The following is a 22193-nucleotide window of genomic DNA, read 5'->3' on the forward strand; positions in this document are numbered from 1 at the left end:
TGATCCGGGCCACGTTCTCGCCGTTCGGGTGACCGGGCCAACCTGCCTTAGACTCGCATACGTGCCACGTGGTGACGGACGACTCAGCCACGACCTGCTTCCCGGCGAGAAGGGCCCCCAGGACGCCTGCGGCGTCTTCGGCGTCTGGGCCCCGGGCGAGGAGGTCTCCAAGCTCACCTACTTCGGACTGTACGCACTGCAGCACCGGGGACAGGAGTCCGCGGGTATCGCGGTGAGCAACGGTTCGCAGATCCTGGTCTTCAAGGACATGGGCCTGGTCTCGCAGGTCTTCGACGAAACCTCCCTCGGCTCCCTCCAGGGCCACATCGCCGTGGGTCACGCCCGCTACTCGACCACCGGCGCCTCCGTGTGGGAGAACGCGCAGCCCACCTTCCGGGCCACCCCCCACGGGTCGCTCGCGCTCGGTCACAACGGCAATCTCGTCAACACCGCCGAGCTGTCCGAGCTGGTCGCCGCGCTGCCCCCGGACGGCGGGTCGCGCAGCGGCAGGGCGGCGGCGACCAACGACACCGACCTGGTGACCGCGCTGCTCGCGGGGCAGGTCGACGGTGACGGCAAGCCGCTGACCGTGGAGGAGGCGGCGCCGCTGGTGCTGCCGCGGGTCAGGGGTGCGTTCAGCCTCGTCTTCATGGACGAGCAGACGCTCTACGCCGCCCGCGATCCCCAGGGCGTCCGGCCGCTGGTGCTCGGGCGGCTGGAGCGGGGCTGGGTGGTGGCGTCGGAGACCGCCGGGCTGGACATCGTCGGGGCGAGCTTCATCCGCGAGGTGGAGCCCGGCGAGCTGATCGCGATCGACGAGAACGGGCTACGCTCCAGTCGCTTTGCCGAAGCAAAGCCGAAGGGGTGTGTCTTCGAGTACGTGTACCTGGCCCGGCCCGACACCGAGATCGCCGGCCGGAACGTGTACCTCTCCCGCGTCGAGATGGGCCGCCGGCTCGCTGCCGAGGCTCCCGCCGACGCCGATCTCGTGATACCGACGCCCGAGTCCGGCACCCCCGCCGCCATCGGGTACGCGGAGGCCAGCGGCATTCCGTACGGGGCCGGGCTCGTCAAGAACAGCTACGTGGGCCGGACCTTCATCCAGCCCTCCCAGACCATCCGCCAGCTCGGCATCCGGTTGAAGCTCAACCCTCTCAAGGAGGTCATCGCCGGCAAGCGCCTGGTGGTCGTGGACGACTCCATCGTCCGCGGCAACACGCAGCGCGCGCTGGTGCGGATGCTCCGCGAGGCCGGCGCCGCAGAGGTGCACGTGCGCATCTCGGCGCCGCCGATCAAGTGGCCGTGCTTCTTCGGCATCGACTTCCCCACCCGCGCCGAGCTGATCGCCAACGGCCTGTCGGTGGAGGAGATCGGGCAGTCGCTGGGCGCGGACTCGCTCGCGTACATCTCCATCGACGGGATGATCGAGGCCACCGGCATCGCCAAGACCAAGCTCTGCCGCGCCTGCTTCGACGGCGAGTACCCGATGGAGCTGCCCGACCCCGAGCTGCTGGGCAAGCACCTGCTGGAGAGCGAGGTCTCCGGCGGGCACGGCGCCGCCGACCCGCTGCGCCGTCCGTAGGGCCCGTGCAGCGCCCGCTGCCGGACGCCCACGACGCATGACGCACTGAAGACCCCGGAGGACCCCAACGCCATGTCTGGTGCCAGCCAGCCCCCCGACGCCGCTGCCCCCGGCGCAGCCTCCTATGCGGCGGCGGGCGTCGACATCGAGGCCGGTGACCGCGCCGTCGAGCTGATGAAGGAGTGGGTGAAGAAGACCCGGCGGCCCGAGTCGGTCGGTGCGCTCGGCGGCTTCGCCGGCCTCTTCGACGTCTCCGTGCTCAAGCGCTACGAGCGCCCCCTGCTCGCCTCCGCGACCGATGGCGTGGGGACGAAGGTCGCGGTCGCGCAGCGCATGGACGTGCACGACACCATCGGGCACGACCTGGTCGCCATGGTCGTCGACGACCTGGTCGTCACGGGCGCCGAGCCGCTGTTCATGACGGACTACATCTGCGTCGGCAAGGTCGTCCCGGAACGGGTCGCGGCGATCGTCAAGGGCATCGCCGAGGGCTGCGTGCTGGCCGGGTGTGCGCTGGTCGGCGGCGAGACGGCGGAGCACCCCGGGCTGCTGGGCCCCGACGAGTACGACGTGGCCGGCGCCGGCACCGGCGTCGTCGAGGCGGACGCGGTGCTGGGCGCCGATCGCATCCGTACGGGTGACGCGGTCGTCGCGATGTCCTCGTCCGGCCTTCACTCCAACGGGTACTCGCTGGTGCGGCACGTGCTGCTGGACCGCGCCGGCTGGGCGCTGGACCGGGAGGTGCCGGAGTTCGGCCGCACCCTCGGCGAGGAGCTGCTGGAGCCGACGAAGATCTACTCGCTGGACTGTCTCGCGCTGCTGCGCGCCACGGAAGTGCACGCCTTCTCGCACGTCACGGGCGGCGGCCTCGCCAGCAATCTGGCACGGGTCGTGCCGGACGGGCTGGACGCGGTCGTCGACCGGTCGACCTGGGCGCCGGGCGCGGTCTTCGACGTGGTCGGGGAGGCGGGCCGGGTCGAGCGGGCGGAGCTGGAGCGGACGCTGAACATGGGCGTCGGCATGGTGGCCGTGGTGCCGCAGGCGTCGGTGGACGTCACGCTGGCGCTGCTGGCGGACCGCGGGGTCGACGCCTGGGTCGCCGGCGAGGTGCGTGACCGGGATGAGGCGGGGGCGGGTGGTGTCGAGCTTACGGGGGACTATGCCCGCTGAGGCCGCCGCAGGGGGCGCGTACGGCCGGCGCGGCGAGGGACGCGTACGCCGGAGCGTCTACCGGCCCGTATGCCGCCGGCCCCCCGATGCCGGTTGCGGATTTCCGGCAGCAAAAAGGGCCCGTCCGGGGGTGTCCCCCAGCCGAGCTCCGATTTGCTGCCTGCGGCTCAGGCCCCGCGACGCTGCTCCGACGAGCCGGCGGAGTCCTCGCCGTCCTCGTCGTCCTCATCCTCGTACAGCTCCGCGTAGCGTGCGTACAGGTCGTCGTCGGGCGACTCTTCCTCGACTTGCTGCTGTTGCTGTTGACCGTTCGACGGCGGCTTCGCCGTCGATGCGCCCAGCTCTTCGGCAAGGCGTGAGAGGTCAGTCCCACCGCTGCTGTACTTCAGCTGGCGGGCGACCTTCGTCTGCTTGGCCTTGGCCCGGCCGCGCCCCATGGGTCGACCCCCTCAAACGACGGGGCTCGATGGCCCCAGAGTCTGATACGCGTTCATGATCGGATGCGGACCCTCGATGAGAAGGACCGTCCATCGGGGTTCAACGGTACCTGTTTCTGCACCCTGACGGTACGTCGCTGGCAGTACGGGCCCCGCCGCCGATCCCGATGAGGCCCGCGTCCCCGCTGGTCACGACCTGATTCTATCGTCTGACGAGGGGCGACCCGCCGCACGGTGGTGACATGCGTTACGTGACGCCGGTGCTTTGCCAACGTAAACGTGCACACCTGGCTCGCCCGCCCCGGCGTGCGCGGCGCGCGCCGAGAGGCGGGCGAGGGTGTGCGCGGCGCTCAGCCGCGGCGCCCGGCCTCCGCCATGCGCTGCTCCGCGATCCGGTCCGCCGCCACCGCCGGGGGTACGCCGTCGGACGCCGCCCGGTGGAATATCTCCACCGTCGTGTCGAAGATCCGGGCGGCCTTCGCCCGCGCCCGGTCCATGTCGAAGCCGTGCAGCTCGTCGGCGACCTGGATGACGCCGCCGGCGTTGACCACGTAGTCCGGCGCGTAGAGGATGCCGCGGTCGGCCAGGTCCTTCTCGACGCCCGGGTGCGCGAGCTGGTTGTTCGCCGCGCCGCAGACGGCCTTCGCGGCCAGCACCGGCACCGTGTCGTCGCTGAGCGCCCCGCCCAGCGCACACGGCGCGTACACGTCCAGCGGCTCGCGGATCAGTGCGTCCGTGTCCGCGACGACCGTCACGCCGGGGTGCGCGGCCCGTACCCGCTCGACCGCCTCCGCCCGCACGTCGGTGATCACCACCTCCGCGCCTTCCCCGGCCAGATGGTCCACGAGGATGTGCCCCACCTTGCCGACTCCCGCGATGCCGACCCGCCGCCCGCGCAGCGACGGCGTGCCCCACAGATGCTCGGCCACCGCACGCATGCCCTGGTAGACGCCGAACGACGTCAGCACCGAGGAGTCGCCGCAGCCGCCGTGCGAAGGCGAGCGGCCCGTGGTCCAGCGGTTCGTACGGGCGATGACGTCCATGTCCTCGACGTACGTGCCGACGTCGCACGCGGTGACGTAGCGCCCGCCGAGCGAGGCGACGAAGCGACCGTAGGCCAGCAGCAGTTCCTCGGTCTTCGTCTTCTCGGGGTCTCCGATGATCACGGCCTTGCCGCCGCCGTGGTCGAGCCCGGCCATCGCGTTCTTGTACGACATGCCGCGAGAGAGGTTCAGCGCGTCCAGGACCGCGGCCTGCTCCGGGTCGTCGGAGGAGGCGTAGGAGTGGAAGCGGGTGCCGCCGAGGGCCGGGCCCAGGGCGGTGGAGTGGATCGCGATGACCGCCTTGAGGCCGGTCTCACGGTCCTGGCAGAGGACAACCTGTTCATGTCCGCCCTGGTCGGAGCGGAAGAGTGTGGAGAGAACGTCGGTCACGGTGGTGACTCCGGTTTGGTCGCGGGCTGCTGCCCTCCAGGGGTGGGGAGGGCAGGTAGTGGCTCAAGCGTAGAGCGGCGCCCGCCTCTCGGACCCCCGGCGGGGTCTCGGGTCCCCAGGAGGCGTCCCCCCGGAGGACTCAGCACCATAGTCTGCGGGAGACTCGGATACGTACGTGGGAGAGGGGAGAGGGCGTGGCCGTGGTGTCGTCACTGGTGATCCCGTACGCGACATACTTGCGCGTGTACGAGCCGCTGGCAGCCTTCCCCGAGCCCGAACGCACCCACTGGTACCGCTACGCCGCCCGCGAGGCGGCCCCCACCAGCCAGGACGAGCTGCTCCGGGCGCTGGCCGGACTGGCCGGCACCCCGCCGACGGCGGCCCCCGCGCACGAGAGCGGTGACGCCTTCGTCGCCGACGTGGACGGCGTGACGTGCGTCTGCCCGTGGCGCACCCGGCTGCGGAGCTGGCTGGCCCTGGACGAGCTGGTCGAGGAGTTGCCGCAGCCGGTGCTGGAGGCGGCGCTGCCGGAGGTCGTACGGGAACAGGCGCTCGCCGATCACGAGCGCTGGCGGCTGGACAATCCGGACGCCCGGCCGTGGATCAGGTCCGCGGTGTGGACGGTCCCGATGCGCTGGTTCGTGCTCTTCTCCGACGAGGAGAGGGAGTACGAGACGGGCCCGCGGCCCCTGCTGCGTTACCGCACGCCGATGGTGCAGGCCCGGCGCCGGGTCGCGCGCGGGCTGAAGGCGCTGCGCGACACGGTGGGGCAGGCGCCGCTCGTCGAGGGCCTGGTGGACGTCGGAAAGTGGCTGGAAGAGTTCCATCCGCGCTCGCTGGTGGAGCTGGACTACGGCGGGCTCGTCCACGTCCTGTCCCGGGAGCATCTGGCGGAGGACCGGTCCGCGGCGGAGGTCGCGGAGGGCCTCGCGGCGCTGGCGGCGGGGGACGAGGAGCGGGCCGGGCGCGCGTATCAGCGGCTGACGGACCGCTGGGGCGTCGTGCGCGAGCGGCAGTTCGCCAGCTAGCGCTTACGCGCGGGGCGGCCGGTGCCCGTGGGACGGGTGAGGCGGCGGGGGTCCTGGCGGCGGCTGAGCAAGCGCTCACTAGTGCGACGAACAAATCCGGACTAGTGTCCCGCCATGCCCCGGCACGGAAGGGGCCGTTCGGTCCCTGTCACCGGGGACCTTTGGTCCCGGACGAAGGTCCCGAACCAGGCTATTTGGTCAAGCGTGATGGAAAGCACGTACCCGGGTCTTGCCGTCACCGCATAGCCTGGGTGACGATATAGGGCAAGGAGTCCAGATGAGGTATGTTCCGTCCAACTTGGGGTGGAATGCCGAGCATTGATCCTTTCGTGGAGACCTTGTGGCCCCTGGTGGTGCTGTGACTGATCGTCACGACGGTGTGACTGTCCGCTATGGCACGGTCCAGCGGGATCCGTCGAGGTTGAACACCTCAGAGGGCAATTCCATCGGTTTGGCCGACGCCGCTGGACAGATGGTGTAGTTGTAGTGCCGAGGACAAGCCGTTCGTCCTATTACCGACTCGACCCCCGTCGGCCATATCGGTCAACGAGGGTCAAGGTGCAGAATTTAGAGGAAAGAACCGAGAAGGTTCGGTTCTCCCGAGGAGGCCGCTCATGACCGCTCGCACCCCTGACGCCGAGCCGCTGCTGACCCCCGCCGAGGTAGCCACGATGTTCCGCGTTGACCCGAAGACGGTCACGCGCTGGGCGAAGGCCGGCAAGCTCACGTCGATCCGCACGCTCGGCGGGCATCGCCGCTACCGCGAGGCGGAGGTCCGCGCACTGCTGGCGGGCATTCCGCAGCAGCGCAGCGAGGCCTGACCACCCGCGTCGCCGGGGCCGGCCGGGACCCCCTAGCCCGGCTCACGCCCTTCGAACCACACGCGACGCAGCAACGTCGATCGCGCTGGACTCCGCCGGGTCCAGCGCGATGTGCCGCGCGGCCCCCGGCGGCCGCCCCTCCCCGGGGCGGCCACCGGGGGCCGTACGCGTACCCGGCGTCCGGAAGTGTCGGTGCCCGTCCGGGCATGGGTGCAATGGCATATACAAAATTGACCTGACCTAAGGGGGGCGTAAATCCGCCTCTTTCGAAACTGGATGAGTGATCCCCGTCACAGCCAAGTCGGCTTGCGGCCCTGGCGACCGCTACGATAATGACCCCCCGTCAACTCCGGTCCTAGCCCGGGAGCGTTGCCCCGTCCTGCTCCGTCGTGTCGTTCTCCTCCGCTCCGTCGGGCGGCGCGGACTCCATCGCCAGCCGCAGCAGCCGGCTGCACACAGCACAGTGGGGGGTGAGGTGCCCGTACGACGACGCGGCGGACAGATGGGCGCGCAGAAGGGCCTTCGTCTCGTGTCGCACGGTGGTCGTCATAGCCCTTGAGTACCCAGTGCCCGGACGCCCGTCAAGGAAACGAGCAGCCGGTCTAGACCGCGTACCAGGGCGGATGTGACGGAACGAGATCCGTGGGGCGGAAGGGGACCGCAGACACAGGCGGCCCCGGCCGAAAACGCGGCCGGGGCCAGAAGAAGCGCGATACTGCGGAAAATGTGCGGTCCTGACGGGATTTGAACCCGCGGCCTCCACCTTGACAGGGTGGCGAGCACTCCAAACTGCTCCACAGGACCTTGCGTGCGCGACGCGCGTGCCCGACTCTACAGCAGCTCAGGCCCCCGGTCGAACCGGATCCCGCGCCGCGCGCGGGGTCACCGCCCCGGTGGCACCAGCGCGTCGACCGCCTTCACGATCCGCTTGTCGGAGATCGGATACGCCGTCCCCAGCGCGTGCGCGAAGTAGCTGACCCGCAGCTCCTCGATCATCCACCGCACGTCCAGCACCGGCCGGGGCACCGGCCGCCCGCGCGGCTGCTGCTCCAGCAGCCACGCGTACTCGTCCTGCATCTCCTTGACCTTCGCCATCCGCGCCCGGTCCCGCTCCGCGTGGGTCGGGAGCTGCTGCAGCCGGCGGTCCGCCGCGACCAGGTACCGCAGCAGGTCCGGCAGCTTGCCCGCGCCGTGTTCGGTGACGAAGCCGGGCTTGATGAGCCAGGCCAACTGCTCGCGTACGTCCGCCGCGGACTCGGCCAGGACGGGGCTCTTGACCGTTCGCAGCCGCCCCTCGCAGGCGTGCCAGGCCGCCAGCACCTCCTGCACCTGCCGGATGGTCTGCATCGTGGCGTCCACGATGTCGGCCCGTACGGAGTCGAAGAGCTTACGGAAGCCCTCCTCGTCCCACGCGGGCCCGCCGCGGGCGGCGATGAGCCGGTCCGCGGAGGCGGTGACGCAGTCCTCGAAGAGGGCCTGGACGCCCCCGTGAGGGGTGCGGGAGAGCGCCAGCTTCGCCTGGTTGGACAGCGTGCTGTTGGCGAACTTGGCGGGGTTGGAGGGCAGTTGGAGCAGGATCAGGCGACGGGTACCGGCCCACATGGCGGCGGCCTGCTCCGCCTCCGTGTCGTACAGCCGCACGGCGACGGTCTCGCCCTCGTCCACCAGGGCCGGGTACGCCTTGACGGTGTTCCCGCCGAACGGGGTATCCCCTGCTCGACGAGCGGAGCCGAGACCTCGGGGAACGGTCTCGAAGGTGCGGGGGAGGGAACCGATGGTCCACGAGGTGAGACCGGTGCGGCGGTCGAGCGCGGGCCCGCCGCCGTCGCTCTTCGCGCCGGCCCCGCGGGCGCCCTTCCTGCCGCCCTCCCCGGCGCCTGACGCCTCGTCGAACGCACGCGTGATCGCCGCCTGCGTCCGGGGCTTCAGCTTCAGCCGCAGCTCCTCCAGGTCCTTCGACTCGGCCAGTTGCCGCCGCCGCTCGTCGGTCACGCGGAACGTGACCTTCAGATGCTCCGGCACCTTGCCCCAGTCGAAGTCCTCCGCCGCGACCGGCACCCCCACCATCCGCTGCAACTCCCGCGCCAGCGCCGTCGTCAGCGGCTCCTGCACCGGCACGGCGCGCTCCAGGAACGCCTTGGCGTAGTTCGGCGCCGGCACGTAGTTGCGCCGGATCGGCTTCGGCAGCGAGCGGATCAGCTCGGTCACCACGTCCTCGCGCAGCCCCGCGATCTGCCAGTCGAAGCCGTCCGGGACCACCTGGTTGAGGATCTGCAGCGGAACGTGGACGGTGACGCCGTCCGCGTCCGTGCCCGGCTCGAACTGGTACGTCACCCGCAGCTTCAGCTTCCCCTGCCGCCAGGAATCGGGATAGTCGTCCTTGGTGACGCCCTCCGCCTGCTCGTTGATGAGCATCGACTTCTCGAAGTTGAGCAGCTCCGGTTCCTCGCGCTGCTTCTTCTTCCACCAGGAGTCGAAGTGCGCCCCGGACACGACGTCTTCGGGCACACGCTGGTCGTAGAAGGCGAAAAGGGTCTCGTCGTCCACGAGGATGTCGCGGCGGCGCGCCCGGTGCTCCAGCTCCTCGACCTCGGTGAGGAGGCGCCGGTTGGCGGCGAAGAACTTGTGGTGCGTACGCCAGTCGCCCTCGACGAGCGCGTGCCGGATGAACAACTCGCGGCACGTCTCCGGGTCGATACGGCCGTAGTTGACCGGGCGCCGCGCCACCAGCGGCACCCCGTAGAGGGTGACGCGCTCGTACGCCATCACCGCGGCCCGGTCCTTCTCCCAGTGCGGCTCGCTGTACGTGCGCTTGACCAGGTGCTGCGCCAGCGGCTCGACCCATTCGGGCTCGACCTTCGCGTTGACCCGCGCCCACAGCCGGGAGGTCTCGACCAGCTCGGCGGACATGATCCAGCGCGGCGGCTTCTTGAAGAGCGCGGAGCCGGGGAAGACGGCGAACTTCGCGCTGCGCGCACCCAGATACTCGTTCTTCGCCGCCCCTTCTCTCCCGCCCTCCCCCTCGGCGTTCTTCAGCCCGATGTGGCTGAGGAGCCCGGCGAGAAGGGACTGGTGGACGAGATCGCGAGCCGCGTCCCGGTCCGCCGCGTGGATGCCCATGCTCCGGGCGATCGTGCGCAGTTGGGAGTAGATGTCCTGCCACTCGCGTATGCGCAGGTAGTTGAGGAACTCACGCTTGCACATGCGGCGGAACGCGGACGAGGACAGCGCCTTCTGCTGCTCGCGCACGTACGTCCACAGGTTGAGGAACGTCACGAAGTCGCTGGACTCGTCGCGGAAGCGGGCGTGATGCTGGTCCGCCTGCTGCTGCTTGTCGGCGGGGCGCTCGCGCGGGTCCTGGATGGACAGGGCGGAGGCGATGACCATGACCTCGCGTACGCAGCCGTTGCGCTCGGCCTCCAGCACCATGCGGGCCAGCCGCGGGTCGACGGGCAACTGGGCAAGCTTGCGACCGGTCTCGGTGAGGCGCTTCTTCGGGTCTTTCCGGTCGGTATCCAGCGCGTGCAGCTCCTCCAGGAGCTGGACGCCCGCCTTGATGTTGCGGCTGTCCGGCGGGTCGATGAAGGGGAACTTCTCGATGTCGCCGAGGCCGGCCGCGGTCATCTGGAGGATGACGGACGCCAGGTTCGTACGGAGGATCTCGGCGTCGGTGAACTCCGGCCGCGCGAAGAAGTCCTCCTCCGAGTACAGCCGGATGCAGATGCCGTCGGCGAGCCGGCCGCAGCGGCCCTTGCGCTGGTTGGCGCTGGCCTGCGAGATGGGCTCGATGGGCAGGCGCTGGACCTTGGTGCGGTGGCTGTAGCGGGAGATGCGGGCGAAGCCGGTGTCGATGACGTACCGGATACCGGGAACGGTCAGCGACGTCTCGGCGACGTTCGTGGCCAGCACGACCCGTCTGGCCGGTCGTCCCCGCGGGCCGGGCCGCTGGAAAACACGGTGCTGCTCGGCGTGCGAGAGGCGGGCGTAGAGCGGGAGGACCTCGGTGTCGCGGAGCTTCTGCTTGGCCAGCGCGTCCGCGGTGTCGCGGATCTCGCGCTCGCCGGACAGGAAGACGAGGATGTCGCCGGAGCCGTCGCCCTCGGCCTGCAGCTCGTCGACCGCGTCGCAGATGGCGGTGATCTGGTCCCGGTCCGCGTCCTCGCCGCCCTCGTCGAGGAGCGGGCGGTAGCGCACCTCCACCGGGTACGTACGCCCGCTGACCTCGACGATCGGCGCGTCGCCGAAGTGCCGGGAGAAGCGCTCCGGGTCGATGGTCGCGGAGGTGATGACGACCTTGAGGTCGGGGCGGCGGGGGAGGAGGCGGGCCAGGTAGCCGAGGAGGAAGTCGATGTTCAGACTGCGCTCGTGCGCCTCGTCGATGATGATCGTGTCGTACTGGCGCAGCTCGCGGTCCGTCTGGATCTCGGCGAGCAGGATGCCGTCGGTCATGAGCTTGACGAGCGTGTCGCCGCCGACCTGGTCGGTGAACCGGACCTTCCACCCCACGGCCTCGCCGAGCGGGGTGTGCAGCTCCTCGGCGACGCGCTCGGCCACCGTGCGGGCCGCGATACGGCGGGGCTGTGTATGGCCGATGAGACCCCGGACACCCCGCCCCAGCTCCAGGCAGATCTTGGGGATCTGGGTCGTCTTGCCGGACCCGGTCTCACCCGCGACGATCACCACCTGGTGGTCGCGTATGGCCGCGAGGATGTCGTCCTTCTTCTGGCTGACCGGCAGCTCTTGCGGATACGACACGGGGGGCACCGCGGCGCGCCGGCGCTCGGCGGTCAGCTCCGCGGCGTCGACAGCGGCGGCGATCTCCGCGAGCACGGCGGCCCGCGCCTCCGGCTTGCGGACGCGACGGGCGCCGTCGAGGCGGCGGCCGAGCCGCTGCTCGTCGCGGAGCGTGAGGGCGGAGAGGCGGGCGCCGAGATCGGCGAAGCTGGGGGCGGCGGAAGTGGACATACGGAGTCAAGGGTCTCACCTGGGCGGGGGCGGCGGCGAACTATTTCGGCGGGGGTTTCGAGTGGGGCGAAAGGATCACATCCCACTCATCCGGATGATCCGTGACGAAGGCGGCGAGCCGGCGAGGGGGCGGCGCGGGACGAGGCTGCGGGGTCCCGCGGCCCGGGAGGGCGTCTCCTGCCCGCCGCCGGGACCCTCCCGCCGTGATCTCGTGGGCGCATGCCACGGGTGAGTCCCCCTGCGGTTGGGGCATCACCTGCGCTGCACGCAACGCCTACCAGAAGGCATGACGGCTCCTGCCGAAGCTGGCTTGTCCGGCGCCGGGCCGGCTGGACATGCCTCGTGCCGGGGCGTGACGAGGCAGCCGTCGCTGCAGCAACAGGTCCGAAGCGTCCTCGACGAACTCGTCGGCACCGGGGCCGAAACCGGCCTGCAGGTGGCTGTCCACCACCACGGCGATCTCGTCGTCGACGCCGTCGCGGGTGCCGCCGACGCCCGGACCGGCGGAGGCGGCAGCTACCTCTACGCCGACACCGCCACGAACACCTCCTTCGCCCTGACCACAACGCGCCTCACCCCCCACTTCACCCCGCCCAACGCCTCGCGACCCTCACCACAACCCGGACCACCCCCACACCTGAGGTTGCTCCGAGCCCAGCAGGAGAGCGCCCGCCCCACCGGCCCTCGGCCGCAAGCTCTCCCGAAGGCCCGCTGGCGTACAAGCGCATGAAAAAGCCCCCTCCGAAGAGGGGGCGTCACGTGGCTGGGGCCGGGGTCGAACCGGCGACCTTCCGCTTTTCAGGCGGACGCTCGTACCAACTGAGCTACCCAGCCCGACGGCCGGGGACCGGGGTCCCCAGTCGGGTGGCCCTCAGGCGGTGCCCGAGGGTGGCGGTCCTGACGGGATTTGAACCCGCGGCCTCCACCTTGACAGGGTGGCGAGCACTCCAAACTGCTCCACAGGACCAGGCTTGCGCGAGCTCTAGTCTCGCACAGAGTGATGCGCGATCCCTACCGGGATTCTCCGTCGTCGGCTACGGGCCGTGACGTCGCTGGATCAGCGTAGCAGAACCCCGGCCGGGTCCCCTAAACGCAGCGGCGGGGTCCTACAGCCCGAAGAGGCGGGCCGCGTTGTCGTGGCAGACCGCGCGGATCCAGTCCTCGTCCTGGTCCTGGGTCGTCAGCGCGTCAAGGGCGTCCGCGTACGTGTACGGGGTGTTCGGGAAGTCCGTGCCCAGGAGGATGCGGTCCCGCAGGGCGGACAGGCGGGGGCGGGCGTGGGGCGGGAAGGGGGCGGCGGATTCGGCGAAGGCGGTGAACGCCATCGTCGTGTCGAGCATGACGTGTTCGTGGCGCTCGGCCAGCGTCAGGAAGTCCTCGTACTCGGGCATCCCCAGGTGCGCCACGACCAGCCGGAGCCGCGGGTGCCGCTTCAGCAGCGCCGCGATCGGTGCCGGGCCGGTGTAGGGGCCCGGGACGGGGCCGGAGCCGCAGTGGGTGACGACGGGGAGGGCTGCGTCGGCGAGGAGGGACCAGACCTCGTCGAGGACGGGGTCGTTCGGGTCGTACGCGCCGACCTGGAGGTGGCACTTGAACACCCGCGCCCCCTGCTCCACCGCCCGCCGTACGTCGTCCGCCGCGCCCGGTTCCGCGAAGAACGTCGCCGTGTGCAGGCAGTCCGGCGTACGGGCGGCGAAGCCGGCGGACCAGTCGTTGAGCCACCGCGCCATGCCCGGCTTGTGCGGGTAGAGCATCGACGTGAACGCGCGCACTCCGAAGCCGCGCAGCAGCGCCACCCGCTCGGCCTCCTCCTGCCGGTACACGATCGGCCACGGGCGCCCGACCAGCGGGCCGGCGGCGTCGAAGTACGCCCAGACCTTCGCCAGCACCCGCTGCGGCATGAAGTGGGTGTGCACGTCGATCAGGTGAGCGAGACCGAGCGTGCGGCGGAACGCCGCCACCCGGTCCTGCTCGGTATCTATGCTGGTCAAAGGGGTCGTCTCCCGTTCTGCTCCCGGGGCTGCCAACGTGCCTCCCGCCGATCGTCCACCAGGCGGGCGGTCGTCCGTAAGGCGCACCGGGGAGGAGAGATCAACGACTCAACCCGCCTCACCCGGGCCGGCCGGCCTTCTGCGCCCGCCTCGCCCGGGCAGGGAAGAAAGCCGCAAAGCGCCGTACTTTCCCCTCTGAAGCATAAAATGTGGACAATGCGTGCGGATGAGGTCCTTTCCGGGCTGGGTACGGGCGTCTGGCGCTGGGCGACGGACACCGACCGGGTGATGCTGGATGCGCAGGCCGCCCGGCTGCTCGGGCTGCCGCCCGTGGAGGCCACCGTCCATGCCTCCGCGGTACGCGCCCGGCTGCACGGCGTCGACTACATCGAGCTCAACGGCATCCTCGACCTCGCCCTCGCCGAGGGCACCCTCGCCGAGGGCCGGCTGCGCGTCACCGACGTCCAGGGCGACGTCGTACGGGTGGTGCGCTGCCGGATGCACGCCCTGGGGTCGACGCCGGGGGAGCAGACCGACATCGTCGGGACCGTCCAGGAGGTCATCGACGCGCCCGCGGGGCCCGGCGACAGGCCGCCGGGGGACAGCGACTGGCGGCTGTCGCGCGAGGCGTTTCTGCTCTCCGCGGGCCGCGCGCTCGCCGAGGCGCGCTCCACCGACCAGGTGCTGCGGGTGACGGCGTCGCTGTCGTTGCCGGGATTCTCGCCCGACGGCATGGCGGTCTTCGCGCTGGAGGGCGACGACCTGGTGCTCATCGGCCACCAGGGATACCGCGAGGAGGACATCGAGCCCCTCCGCAGCAACCCGAAGGACGCCGCCCTGCCCGCCTCGGAGGCCGTGCGCGAGGGCCGCGCCGTGTACATCTCCAGCCCCGAGGAGTACGCGCGCCTGTATCCCGAGGCGTGGCGGCGCGCCCCGTCCGCCATGCGCCGGTCGTGGGCGTTCCTGCCGCTGATGGCGGACGGCCGGGCGGTCGGGGCGTGGATGGCGGCGTTCGGCGACCCGGTGTCGTTCACGCCGGACGAGCGCTCGGTGCTGACGACGGTGGCGCGGATGCTGGGGCAGGCGCTGTCGGACGTGCACGTGCACGAGTCCGAGCGGGAGCTGGCGGAGGGGCTGCAGCGCAGCATGCTGCCGGCGGTCGCGCGCGTCCCCGGCTTCGAGGTGGCGGCGCGGTACGTCCCCTCCGGCGGCGGACTGCAGATCGGCGGCGACTGGTACGACGTCTTCGCGCTCTCCTCCGGGCAGACGGCCGTGGTCATCGGCGACGTACAGGGACACGACGTACGGGCCGCGGGGCTGATGAGCCAGTTGCGCATCGCCATCCGCGCGTACGCCTCGGAGGGCCACCGCCCCGACGCCGTGCTCACCCGCGCCTCCGCCTTCCTCAGCCGGCTCAACGAGCGGCAGTTCGACGACCCCGCCGACGCCCGCTTCGCCACCTGCCTGTACCTCCAGGCCGACCCGGCGACCGGCACGATGACCGTGGCCCGCGCCGGCCACCTGGACCCGGCGGTGGCGCTGCCCGACGGCACGATGGTCATCCACCCCAGCGACGGCGGCGTGCCGCTGGGCATCGAGGACGACCCGGTGTACCCGCTCTCCGAGCACAAGATCGACCCGGACGAGACGATGCTCCTGTGCACCGACGGCCTGGTGGAGTCCGGTGGACACGACCTGTACAGCGGGCAGGCCCGGCTCGGCGCCGCGTTCGCGGCGACGCTCGGCGCGGGGCTGGAGACGGTGGCGGACGCGATCGTGGACACGGTCGCGGGACCCGGTTCGTACGCCACCCGCGGGCCGCACTCCGGGCGCACCCAGGACGACATCGCGTTCGTCCTGCTGCGCACCGCGGGCGCGACGCGGCTGGCGCACCCGGAGTCGGAGCGGCACATGTACCTGGCCGTGCCGCAGTCCGAGCAGGAGCGCATCTCCGACGCCCGGCACCAACTGCGCGGCCTGCTCTACGACTGGGCGACGGCCGACCAGATCGACGCGGCGGAGCTGGCGCTCTCGGAGATGATCGCGAACGTCATGATGCACACGGACAGCACCGCCAGCGTTCTGGCGGACCTGACGGGGCCGCCGGGGCGGCGCGTGCTGCGGATGACGATCGCCGACGCCGACGGCAACCTCCCGCACCGCCGGCACCCGGGTGAGATGGCGTCGTCGGGCCGCGGGGTGCTGCTGCTGCAGGCGCTGTGCGACGGCTGGGGTGTGGAGCCGCGCGGGGACGGCAAGGCGATCTGGGCCGAGTTCCGCGAGCACGAGGAGCAGTGAGCGGTACGGCGGGTAACAGCCGCATGCACGGCAGTAGTTGTCGTCGCTGAACAAAAAGCCTTCCTGAACAACTCCGCTGCCACCCCTCTGACCTGCGCTCTCGCCCGCGCCACCCGCGCGCCCGCGTAACGGAGGGAACCATTTCGTGGCGGTTGGCGGATTATTGGGTGACGGAGGGGTGAGGGGCGCCAGTGACTCCTGACCCCTTGAGGCACAGGGAGGGGTTCAGTGCGCAGACACATCAAGAGGGCGGGAACCGCCGCCTTAGCGGCCGCGGCGGCGACGGCGCTCACGGCGGGCCTCACGGCCGCGCCGGCGGCGTCCGCCACACCGGCGGCCGGAGCGGCCGGGGGAGCCGGGGGGAACGGCCAGACAGCGTACGCGAAGCAGAGCGGCACCTGGGTGACGCTCATCACCGGCGACCGGGTACGGGTCGACGCCGACGGCAAGGCCGTGGCGATCCGCCGCGGGCAGGGCCGCGCGGAGATACCCATACGCACCTTCGAGTCGAAGGGCCACACGTACGTCATACCGCGCGACGCCACCGCGGTCGTCGCCGACGGCACGCTGGACCGCCGCCTGTTCGACGTCACGCTCCAGGCCCGCCCCGAGTACGTACGCCAGCAGCGCGCCGGCCTGAAGCTCATCGTCGACTACCGGGGCGAGAGCCCCGCGGCGCGGGACCGGCTGCACGCCGCCGACGGCACCGATGTCGAGCACCGCTTCCCGCGGCTCAACGCCGAGGCCGTCACCACCGCCAAGGGTGAGGCCGCCGCCGTCTGGAAGGCGCTGACGCGCACCGGGAGCGGCGAGAGCGCCGCCGAGCCGCTGGCCGCCGAGTCCGGCGTCAAGCGCGTCTGGCTGGACGGCGTGCGCCGCGCCAGCCTGGACGTCAGCGTGCCGCAGATCGGCGCCCCGGGCGCCTGGGACGCCGGCTACAAGGGCGACGGCGTGAAGATCGCCGTCCTCGACACCGGCGTCGACGAGACCCACCCGGACCTCGCCGGACAGGTCGTCGCCACCGAGAACTTCACCCCCGCCGCGGACGCCGAGGACCGCTACGGCCACGGCACCCACGTCGCCTCCATCGCGGCCGGCACGGGCGCGAAGTCGGACGGCAAATTCACCGGCGTCGCGCCGGACGCCGAGCTGCTCGCGGGCAAGGTGCTCGACGACGACGGCTACGGCGACGACTCCGGCATCCTGGCGGGCTTCGAGTGGGCCGTCGAGCAGGACGCCGACATCGTCAACCTCAGCCTCGGCGGCGGCGACACCCCCGAGGTCGACCCGCTGGAGGAGGCCGTCAACCGGATCTCCGCCGAGGAGGGCGTGCTCTTCGCGGTGGCCGCCGGCAACGAGGGCTCGGGCAGCCACACCATCTCCTCGCCCGGCTCCGCCGACGCCGCGCTCACCGTGGGCGCGGTCGGCCCGAACGGCGGGCTGGCGGGCTTCTCGTCCCGCGGCCCGCGGATCGGCGACAGCGCGGTCAAGCCCGACGTCACCGCCCCCGGCGTGGCGATCACCGCGGCCGCCGCGCCCGGCAGCGTCATCGACCAGGAGGTCGGCCAGAACCCCGAGGGCTATCTGACGATCGACGGTACGTCCATGGCGACACCGCACGTCGCGGGCGCCGCCGCGCTCCTCAAGCAGCAGCACCCCGACTGGACCGGCGAGCAGCTCAAGGCAGCGCTGTCGGCGTCCGCCAAGCCCGCCGCCAAGCGCGGCGCGTTCGGCCAGGGCGCCGGGCTCATCGCCTCGGACCAGGCCGTCGGGCAGGCGGTGGTGAGCGAGCCGGCGTCGCTGAGCTTCGGCAGGCAGGAGTGGCCGCACCAGGACGACGAGCCGGTGACGAAGGCGATCACGTACCGGAACCTGGGCACCGAGGACGTGACGCTGTCGCTGTCGGCGTCCACCGTGCAGCCCGGCGGCGGCGCCGCCCCCGCGGGGACCTACAGCCTGGGCGCCGAGGAGGTCACGGTCCCGGCCGGCGGCACCGCCGAGGTGCCGGTGACCGTGGACACCCGCCTCGGCGGGGACCTCGACGGCGCGTACTCGGTGTACGTGACGGCGACCGGCGGCGGCCAGCGTGTCGTCACCCCGGGCGGCGTGGAGCGCGAGGGCGAGGCGTACGACGTCACCCTGAAGTTCCTCGGCCGCGACGGGCAGCCGACCACGGACGGCGAAGGCTTCCTGACCGGCATGGAGCAGAGCAACTGGGACATCTGGGAGGCGGTCGAGGGCCAAGAGACCTTCACCGTGCGCGTGCCGAAGGGCCGTTACCTGGTCAGCGGCGACGTCGCGGCGTACGACGGTGACGAGCTGACCGCGTACGACTGGATCAACCAGCCGCGCCTCGACGTCACCGGGGACACGACCGTCACCCTGGACGCCGGGACCGCGAAGCCGGTCGACATCAGCGTGCCGGACGAGGCCGCCGTGCGGACGAACCTCGACCTCGGCTTGGAGGTCATCGCGGCCGACGTGGGCATCGGGCTGTTCACCTCCGTCGACGGCGACGCCGACACCCGCACCGCGCACCTCGGCCCGGCGGCCCCCACCGGTGAGCTGTACCAGCAGGTGCAGGCGTACTTCACCGGCGAGGGGCGCACCGAGTACCAGACCGTCTACAGCAACGCCAACCGCACCACCGCCTGGACCGGTATCAAGCGGGCCACCCCGCAGAGCGAGCTGGCGAAGCTCGACCTCACCCTCGGCTCCTCGGCGGAGGGCCGGCAGGGCTTCCTGTGGGCGGTTCCGTTCATCGCCGGCGGCACGGGCGCCACGGCGACCGCGCGGGACGTGCCCTACACGGGCACGCTGTACGTGCGCGGTGTCGACCGCATCGGCTGGGAGCTGGAGTACTGGCAGCTCGGTGACGAGTGGGAGGACATCGCGTACAGCACGGAGGCGCGCACCTACGCCGGCGGCGGCACGTACAAGGAGTCGTTCAACGCCGCCGTGGTCGGCCCGATCCTCACCAAGGACCTCGGCGTCCACCGCGAGGGCAACACGATCGACGCCCTGATCCCCGTCTATCTCGACGACCCCGCCCACTACGGCTACTCGCTGTACGAGAACGCCGACACCTCGCTGTACCGCAACGGCGAGAAGCTGGCGTCGGTGAACGACCTCCCGATCGGCGCGCGGTTCACCGTGCCGGCCGGCAGCGCCGACTACAAGCTCACCACCTCCTCCACCCGCCCGGCCACGGTCGCGCGGACGTCCACGAAGGTGACCGCCACCTGGGCCTTCTCCTCCGCCAGGACCGACAGCGTGAAGAAGCTGCCGATCTCCGTGGTGCGCTTCTCGCCGACGCTGTCGGCGGCGAGCAGTTCCAACGCGGGGGCGACGAAGAAGGTGCCGGTCAAGGTGCTGGGCTCGGCGGCGGGCAGCAACCTCAAGTCGCTGACCGTGTGGGTCTCCACCGACCGGGGCGGGACCTGGGAGAAGCTGCCGGTGCGGGACGGCAGGGTCACCGTGGTCAACCCGGCCGCGGGCAAGACCGTGTCGTTCAAGGCGAAGGCCGTGGACAAGCAGGGCAACAGCGTTCAGCAGCGGATCTTCGACGCCTACCGGGCGCGGTGACCGCACCCGGCCCGCACCGTACGTGACCGGTCGCTGAGCGGCCCGTACGGCGGCACGAGAGGGACGGCCCCCGGTCCGGCGACGGACCGGGGGCCGTTCTTCGTACGAACCGTCAGGCCGCCGTTCGTACGAGCTTGCGCCGCGGCGCCGCCCGCTCGGCCGCCAGCTCCGCGAACAGTTCCTCCCACCGGGGGTGCACCGCCTCCGGCGCGTACATCCGCGACTTGGCGAGCGCCGCCTTTCCCATGTCCACGCGCATACCCTCGTCGTCCATCATCTGCCCCATGGCCACCGCGAGCCCGCCGACGTCCCGCGGCGGCACGAGCAGCCCTTCCCGGCCGTCGGTGAGGACGTCCGCGGGGCCGGTGGGGCAGTCGAAGCCGACCACGGGCAGTCCGTGCGTCATCGACTCGATCATCACCATGGGCAGACCCTCGAAGCGCGAACTGAGCACGAACATCGACGCCTTGGCCAGCTCGTCGTCGAGGTGCGGGGTGAAGCCCATGAGGAACACGTGGTTGTAGACCTGGTGCTTCTCGATGAGCTTGCGGAGCTGCGCTTCCTTGTCGCCGTTGCCGAAGATCCGCAACTGCCAGTCGGGGCGCGTGGCCACCGCCCGGGCGAACGCCGGGATGAGGAGGTCGAAGCCCTTCTGGCTCTTCAGCCGGCCGGCGGCGACGGCGATGGGGTTTGCATACGACGACTGCTGCTTGCGGCCGGTGTGGACGGCGTTGGGGATGCACACGACACGGGTGCCGGGGAGCAGCCGCGCGTACTCCTGGCGGTCGCGCTCGGTGAGCACGGCGACCGCGTCGAAGCGGTGGTAGAGGCGGACGATGGCGGCGCTCACGTCCGGCGCGTGGGTGGCGAGGTTCATGTGCTCCTGGCCGACCCGGATGACGTCGGTGCTGGCGTGCTGCGCGGCCAGGATGTTGAGCGCGGGGCGGGTGGTGACGAGTACGCCGCCGCGCAGCCGGGCCATCCAGCGGATCACCCGCGTCTCCACGTCCCGGGTGAAGTGCTCGCGCGCGACCTCGCCGTTGGGTACGTACCGGGAGGCCCGGCCGCGACCGCTGAACCGGGCGGTCCACGCGGACGGCTCGGGGGCGGGCGGTGCGCCGTAGGAGTCGACGACGGCGGTCACGCGCACCCGGCGGTCCAGCGGGAACCAGGGCGACTTGCGGCGGCGTACGACACTGACGATCTCGACGTCGTGCCCGGCCGCGGCCATGGAGCCGGCCTGGTTGAACACCGTGCGGATGGTGCCGCCCTTGCCGTAGGCGTTGAGGAGCAGGTAGCGGATCTTCACGATGTCGTCCGGGAGAGTTCGTCGCGGAGCTGGCACGCGATGGAAAGGTTGTTCCGGACGGTGTAGTAGGGCCTCACCTGGACCGTGTCGGCGTCGCACGACACGGACTGCGCGGGGAACACCACGATGTTCTTCTTCTGCTCGATGTCGTGGATGTTCCGGGCGGCCTGGAGCCGTACGCGCGGGGCGTCCGTGTCGGCGGTGAGGTGGAGGTCCCACTTCGCGGGCAGCGCGAGGCCGGAGGGCGCCAGGTCGGCGACGGGCACGCTGGCCTCGAAGCTCCCGTCGTGGAGCGTCGCGGGGTAGTCGAGGCGGTGGTCGGGAGAGCCGGTCAGCGAGACGGCGAGCTGCCACTGGAGGGCGGGGCCGGGGGCCGGGCCCCCGGCCGGATCCGACGCCGGGTCCTGGGCCGGGAGCTGGGCCGCCGGGGCGCCGTGGAGGCGGCCGGCGATGCGGATGAGGCCGTCACGCGGCCAGACACCGGTGACTTCGGCGTGGAACGTGCCGGCGGGGTCGGCCGGGCCGTCCAGATAGCCCCACGCGGTGCTGATCTCGCGCAGCACCTCGGGCACCTCCGCGGGCTCGGGCAGCACGCGCCCCTGCTGGACCTGCCCGCTGCGGATCTTCTCCGTCCAGTCACCGAGCCCCTTCGGCAGCTCGCGCTCCTCCCGGGCGCCGTAGTCGAGCATCCCCGGCTCGTACTCGATGCCGAGGAAGCCGCAGATGCCGCGGAGCACGCTCTCGGGGTCGGTGGTCAGGTCCTCGTAGCGCACGACGTGGCCGGGCAGTTCGCGGCGGGCACGCTCGGTGGCGCGGGTGTAGTGCACGGCCTGCAGCGCGGCCTCCTCCGGGGTGCGCCCGGCGGGGTCGGCCTCGTACCAGGACTGGGCGATGGAGGCGGGGTGGCGCAGCAGGAAGAGGAAGCGTGCGTCGGGCCAGCAGGCGGCGATGCGCTGGTAGGCGAAGGCGTTGTTCGGCGTCTTCTCGACGAGGATGTCCTTGCCGGAGCGGACCAGCTCCCGGTGGAGCACGCGGTCCCAGAGCAGGTGCTCCAGGTCGGTGCGGTGCAGGTCCAGCTCGTTCATCGCCTCGACGGCCAGTTCGGTGCCGGCGGTGACCTCCAGCCGTCGTACGTGCAGCTCGTGCGGTGCGTGCAGCCGGGAGTGGCCGCCGAGGAGCACGCGCAGCAGGGTGGCGCCGGAGCGTACCGGGGTGATGACGAAGACGGGCTGCCGGATCAGCCTGTCGATCTGCGGGTTCGCGGGCGGGCGGTACTCCGGCCGGCGTCCGGGGCGTGCGGCGGGGGCTACGGCCTTGGTCTTCTTCTTGTGCGGCCTGGGGGCGCGCCGGATCTGGAGGCCGGTCAACCGGCCGAGTGCTCTGTTCAGTTGCCGCAGCATTGTCCACCGGTCCGTGCGAGAGGTGTTTCCGGCCCGGAAAACGAGGCGGCGGGCGAAGGGTTGCGCCCGCGCGGATTCTTCAGACTTCCGTACGGGGTAACGGCGCCGGTGGGACGGGGGGCGGGGAACAGATTCACGCGCGGGGGGTTGACAGCGGCGCGGGCTTGCCGGACT

General features: G+C 71.5%; 14 protein-coding genes and 3 tRNA genes. 7 read left to right on the forward strand and 10 right to left on the reverse strand.

Features of this window, described 5'->3' with window-relative positions; genetic code table 11:
* Positions 1-61 precede the first annotated feature (61 nt).
* Together purF and purM are read left to right on the forward strand one after the other, a co-directional pair.
* Positions 62-1582 (forward strand): amidophosphoribosyltransferase, encoded by a 1521-nt coding sequence (purF, locus tag I003_RS0117395; protein ID WP_027772673.1) that lies wholly within the window; start codon positions 62-64, stop codon positions 1580-1582.
* 72 nt (positions 1583-1654) lie between these two features.
* Positions 1655-2752 carry a phosphoribosylformylglycinamidine cyclo-ligase gene (gene purM / locus I003_RS0117400; protein WP_027772674.1) on the forward strand — a complete coding sequence of 366 codons (1098 nt, stop codon included), beginning with the start codon at positions 1655-1657 and terminating at the stop codon, positions 2750-2752.
* A 167-nt stretch (positions 2753-2919) separates the two neighbouring features.
* Here purM and I003_RS0117405 read toward each other — a convergent pair whose 3' ends face one another.
* Positions 2920-3189, reverse strand: a complete 270-nt coding sequence (locus I003_RS0117405; RefSeq protein WP_027772675.1) for a DUF3073 domain-containing protein — start codon at positions 3187-3189, stop codon at positions 2920-2922.
* A gap of 350 nt (positions 3190-3539) precedes the next feature.
* Entirely contained in the window at positions 3540-4622 is a 1083-nt protein-coding gene (locus I003_RS0117410; protein WP_027772676.1) for a Glu/Leu/Phe/Val dehydrogenase dimerization domain-containing protein, read from the reverse strand.
* A gap of 194 nt (positions 4623-4816) precedes the next feature.
* Between I003_RS0117410 and I003_RS0117415 the strand changes: the two genes are divergently transcribed.
* Positions 4817-5650, forward strand: coding sequence for a DUF8083 family protein (locus I003_RS0117415; RefSeq protein WP_027772677.1), 834 nt, complete (start codon positions 4817-4819; stop codon positions 5648-5650).
* A 614-nt stretch (positions 5651-6264) separates the two neighbouring features.
* Positions 6265-6471, forward strand: coding sequence for a developmental transcriptional regulator BldC (gene bldC / locus I003_RS0117420; RefSeq protein ID WP_003949541.1), 207 nt, complete (start codon positions 6265-6267; stop codon positions 6469-6471).
* A gap of 355 nt (positions 6472-6826) precedes the next feature.
* On the opposite strand, the gene I003_RS0117425 is transcribed toward bldC, so the two are convergent.
* The 3 genes from I003_RS0117425 to hrpA all read right to left on the reverse strand — a co-directional run bounded on the left by I003_RS0117425 (position 6827) and on the right by hrpA (position 11436).
* A complete protein-coding gene (locus I003_RS0117425; RefSeq protein ID WP_027772678.1) occupies positions 6827-7021 on the reverse strand; it encodes a DUF6274 family protein in 195 nt (64 codons plus the stop codon).
* Positions 7022-7200: 179 nt separating this feature from the next.
* Positions 7201-7275: transfer RNA gene (locus tag I003_RS0117430), tRNA-Asp, on the reverse strand.
* A 78-nt stretch (positions 7276-7353) separates the two neighbouring features.
* A complete protein-coding gene (gene hrpA / locus I003_RS0117435; protein ID WP_027772679.1) occupies positions 7354-11436 on the reverse strand; it encodes an ATP-dependent RNA helicase HrpA in 4083 nt (1360 codons plus the stop codon).
* Between the two features lie 352 nt (positions 11437-11788).
* Here hrpA and I003_RS36935 point away from each other — a divergent pair, with 352 nt between their 5' ends.
* Positions 11789-12166: a hypothetical protein gene (locus tag I003_RS36935; protein WP_078564121.1), complete on the forward strand. Its 378-nt coding sequence runs from the start codon at positions 11789-11791 to the stop codon at positions 12164-12166.
* A gap of 30 nt (positions 12167-12196) precedes the next feature.
* Here the strand turns inward: I003_RS36935 and I003_RS0117445 are convergent.
* The 3 genes from I003_RS0117445 to I003_RS0117455 all read right to left on the reverse strand — a co-directional run bounded on the left by I003_RS0117445 (position 12197) and on the right by I003_RS0117455 (position 13427).
* Positions 12197-12270, reverse strand: a tRNA-Phe gene (locus I003_RS0117445).
* A 55-nt stretch (positions 12271-12325) separates the two neighbouring features.
* Positions 12326-12403, reverse strand: a tRNA-Asp gene (locus I003_RS0117450).
* A 139-nt stretch (positions 12404-12542) separates the two neighbouring features.
* Entirely contained in the window at positions 12543-13427 is an 885-nt protein-coding gene (locus I003_RS0117455; RefSeq protein WP_027772681.1) for an amidohydrolase family protein, read from the reverse strand.
* Between the two features lie 216 nt (positions 13428-13643).
* On the opposite strand from I003_RS0117455, the gene I003_RS0117460 reads away from it, so the two are divergent.
* Together I003_RS0117460 and I003_RS0117465 are read left to right on the forward strand one after the other, a co-directional pair.
* Entirely contained in the window at positions 13644-15725 is a 2082-nt protein-coding gene (locus I003_RS0117460; protein ID WP_027772682.1) for a SpoIIE family protein phosphatase, read from the forward strand.
* A gap of 228 nt (positions 15726-15953) precedes the next feature.
* A complete protein-coding gene (locus I003_RS0117465) occupies positions 15954-19310 on the forward strand; it encodes a S8 family serine peptidase (RefSeq protein WP_027772683.1) in 3357 nt (1118 codons plus the stop codon).
* 112 nt (positions 19311-19422) lie between these two features.
* On the opposite strand, the gene I003_RS0117470 is transcribed toward I003_RS0117465, so the two are convergent.
* Together I003_RS0117470 and I003_RS0117475 are read right to left on the reverse strand one after the other, a co-directional pair.
* Positions 19423-20619, reverse strand: coding sequence for a glycosyltransferase family 4 protein (locus tag I003_RS0117470; RefSeq protein ID WP_027772684.1), 1197 nt, complete (start codon positions 20617-20619; stop codon positions 19423-19425).
* On the reverse strand, positions 20616-22019 hold the full coding sequence (locus I003_RS0117475) for a sulfotransferase family protein (protein ID WP_027772685.1): 1404 nt from the start codon (positions 22017-22019) through the stop codon (positions 20616-20618). The genes I003_RS0117470 and I003_RS0117475 overlap by 4 nt, the downstream gene beginning before the upstream one ends.
* Positions 22020-22193: the final 174 nt, after the last annotated feature.

This window comes from Streptomyces sp. CNQ329, assembly GCF_000482585.1.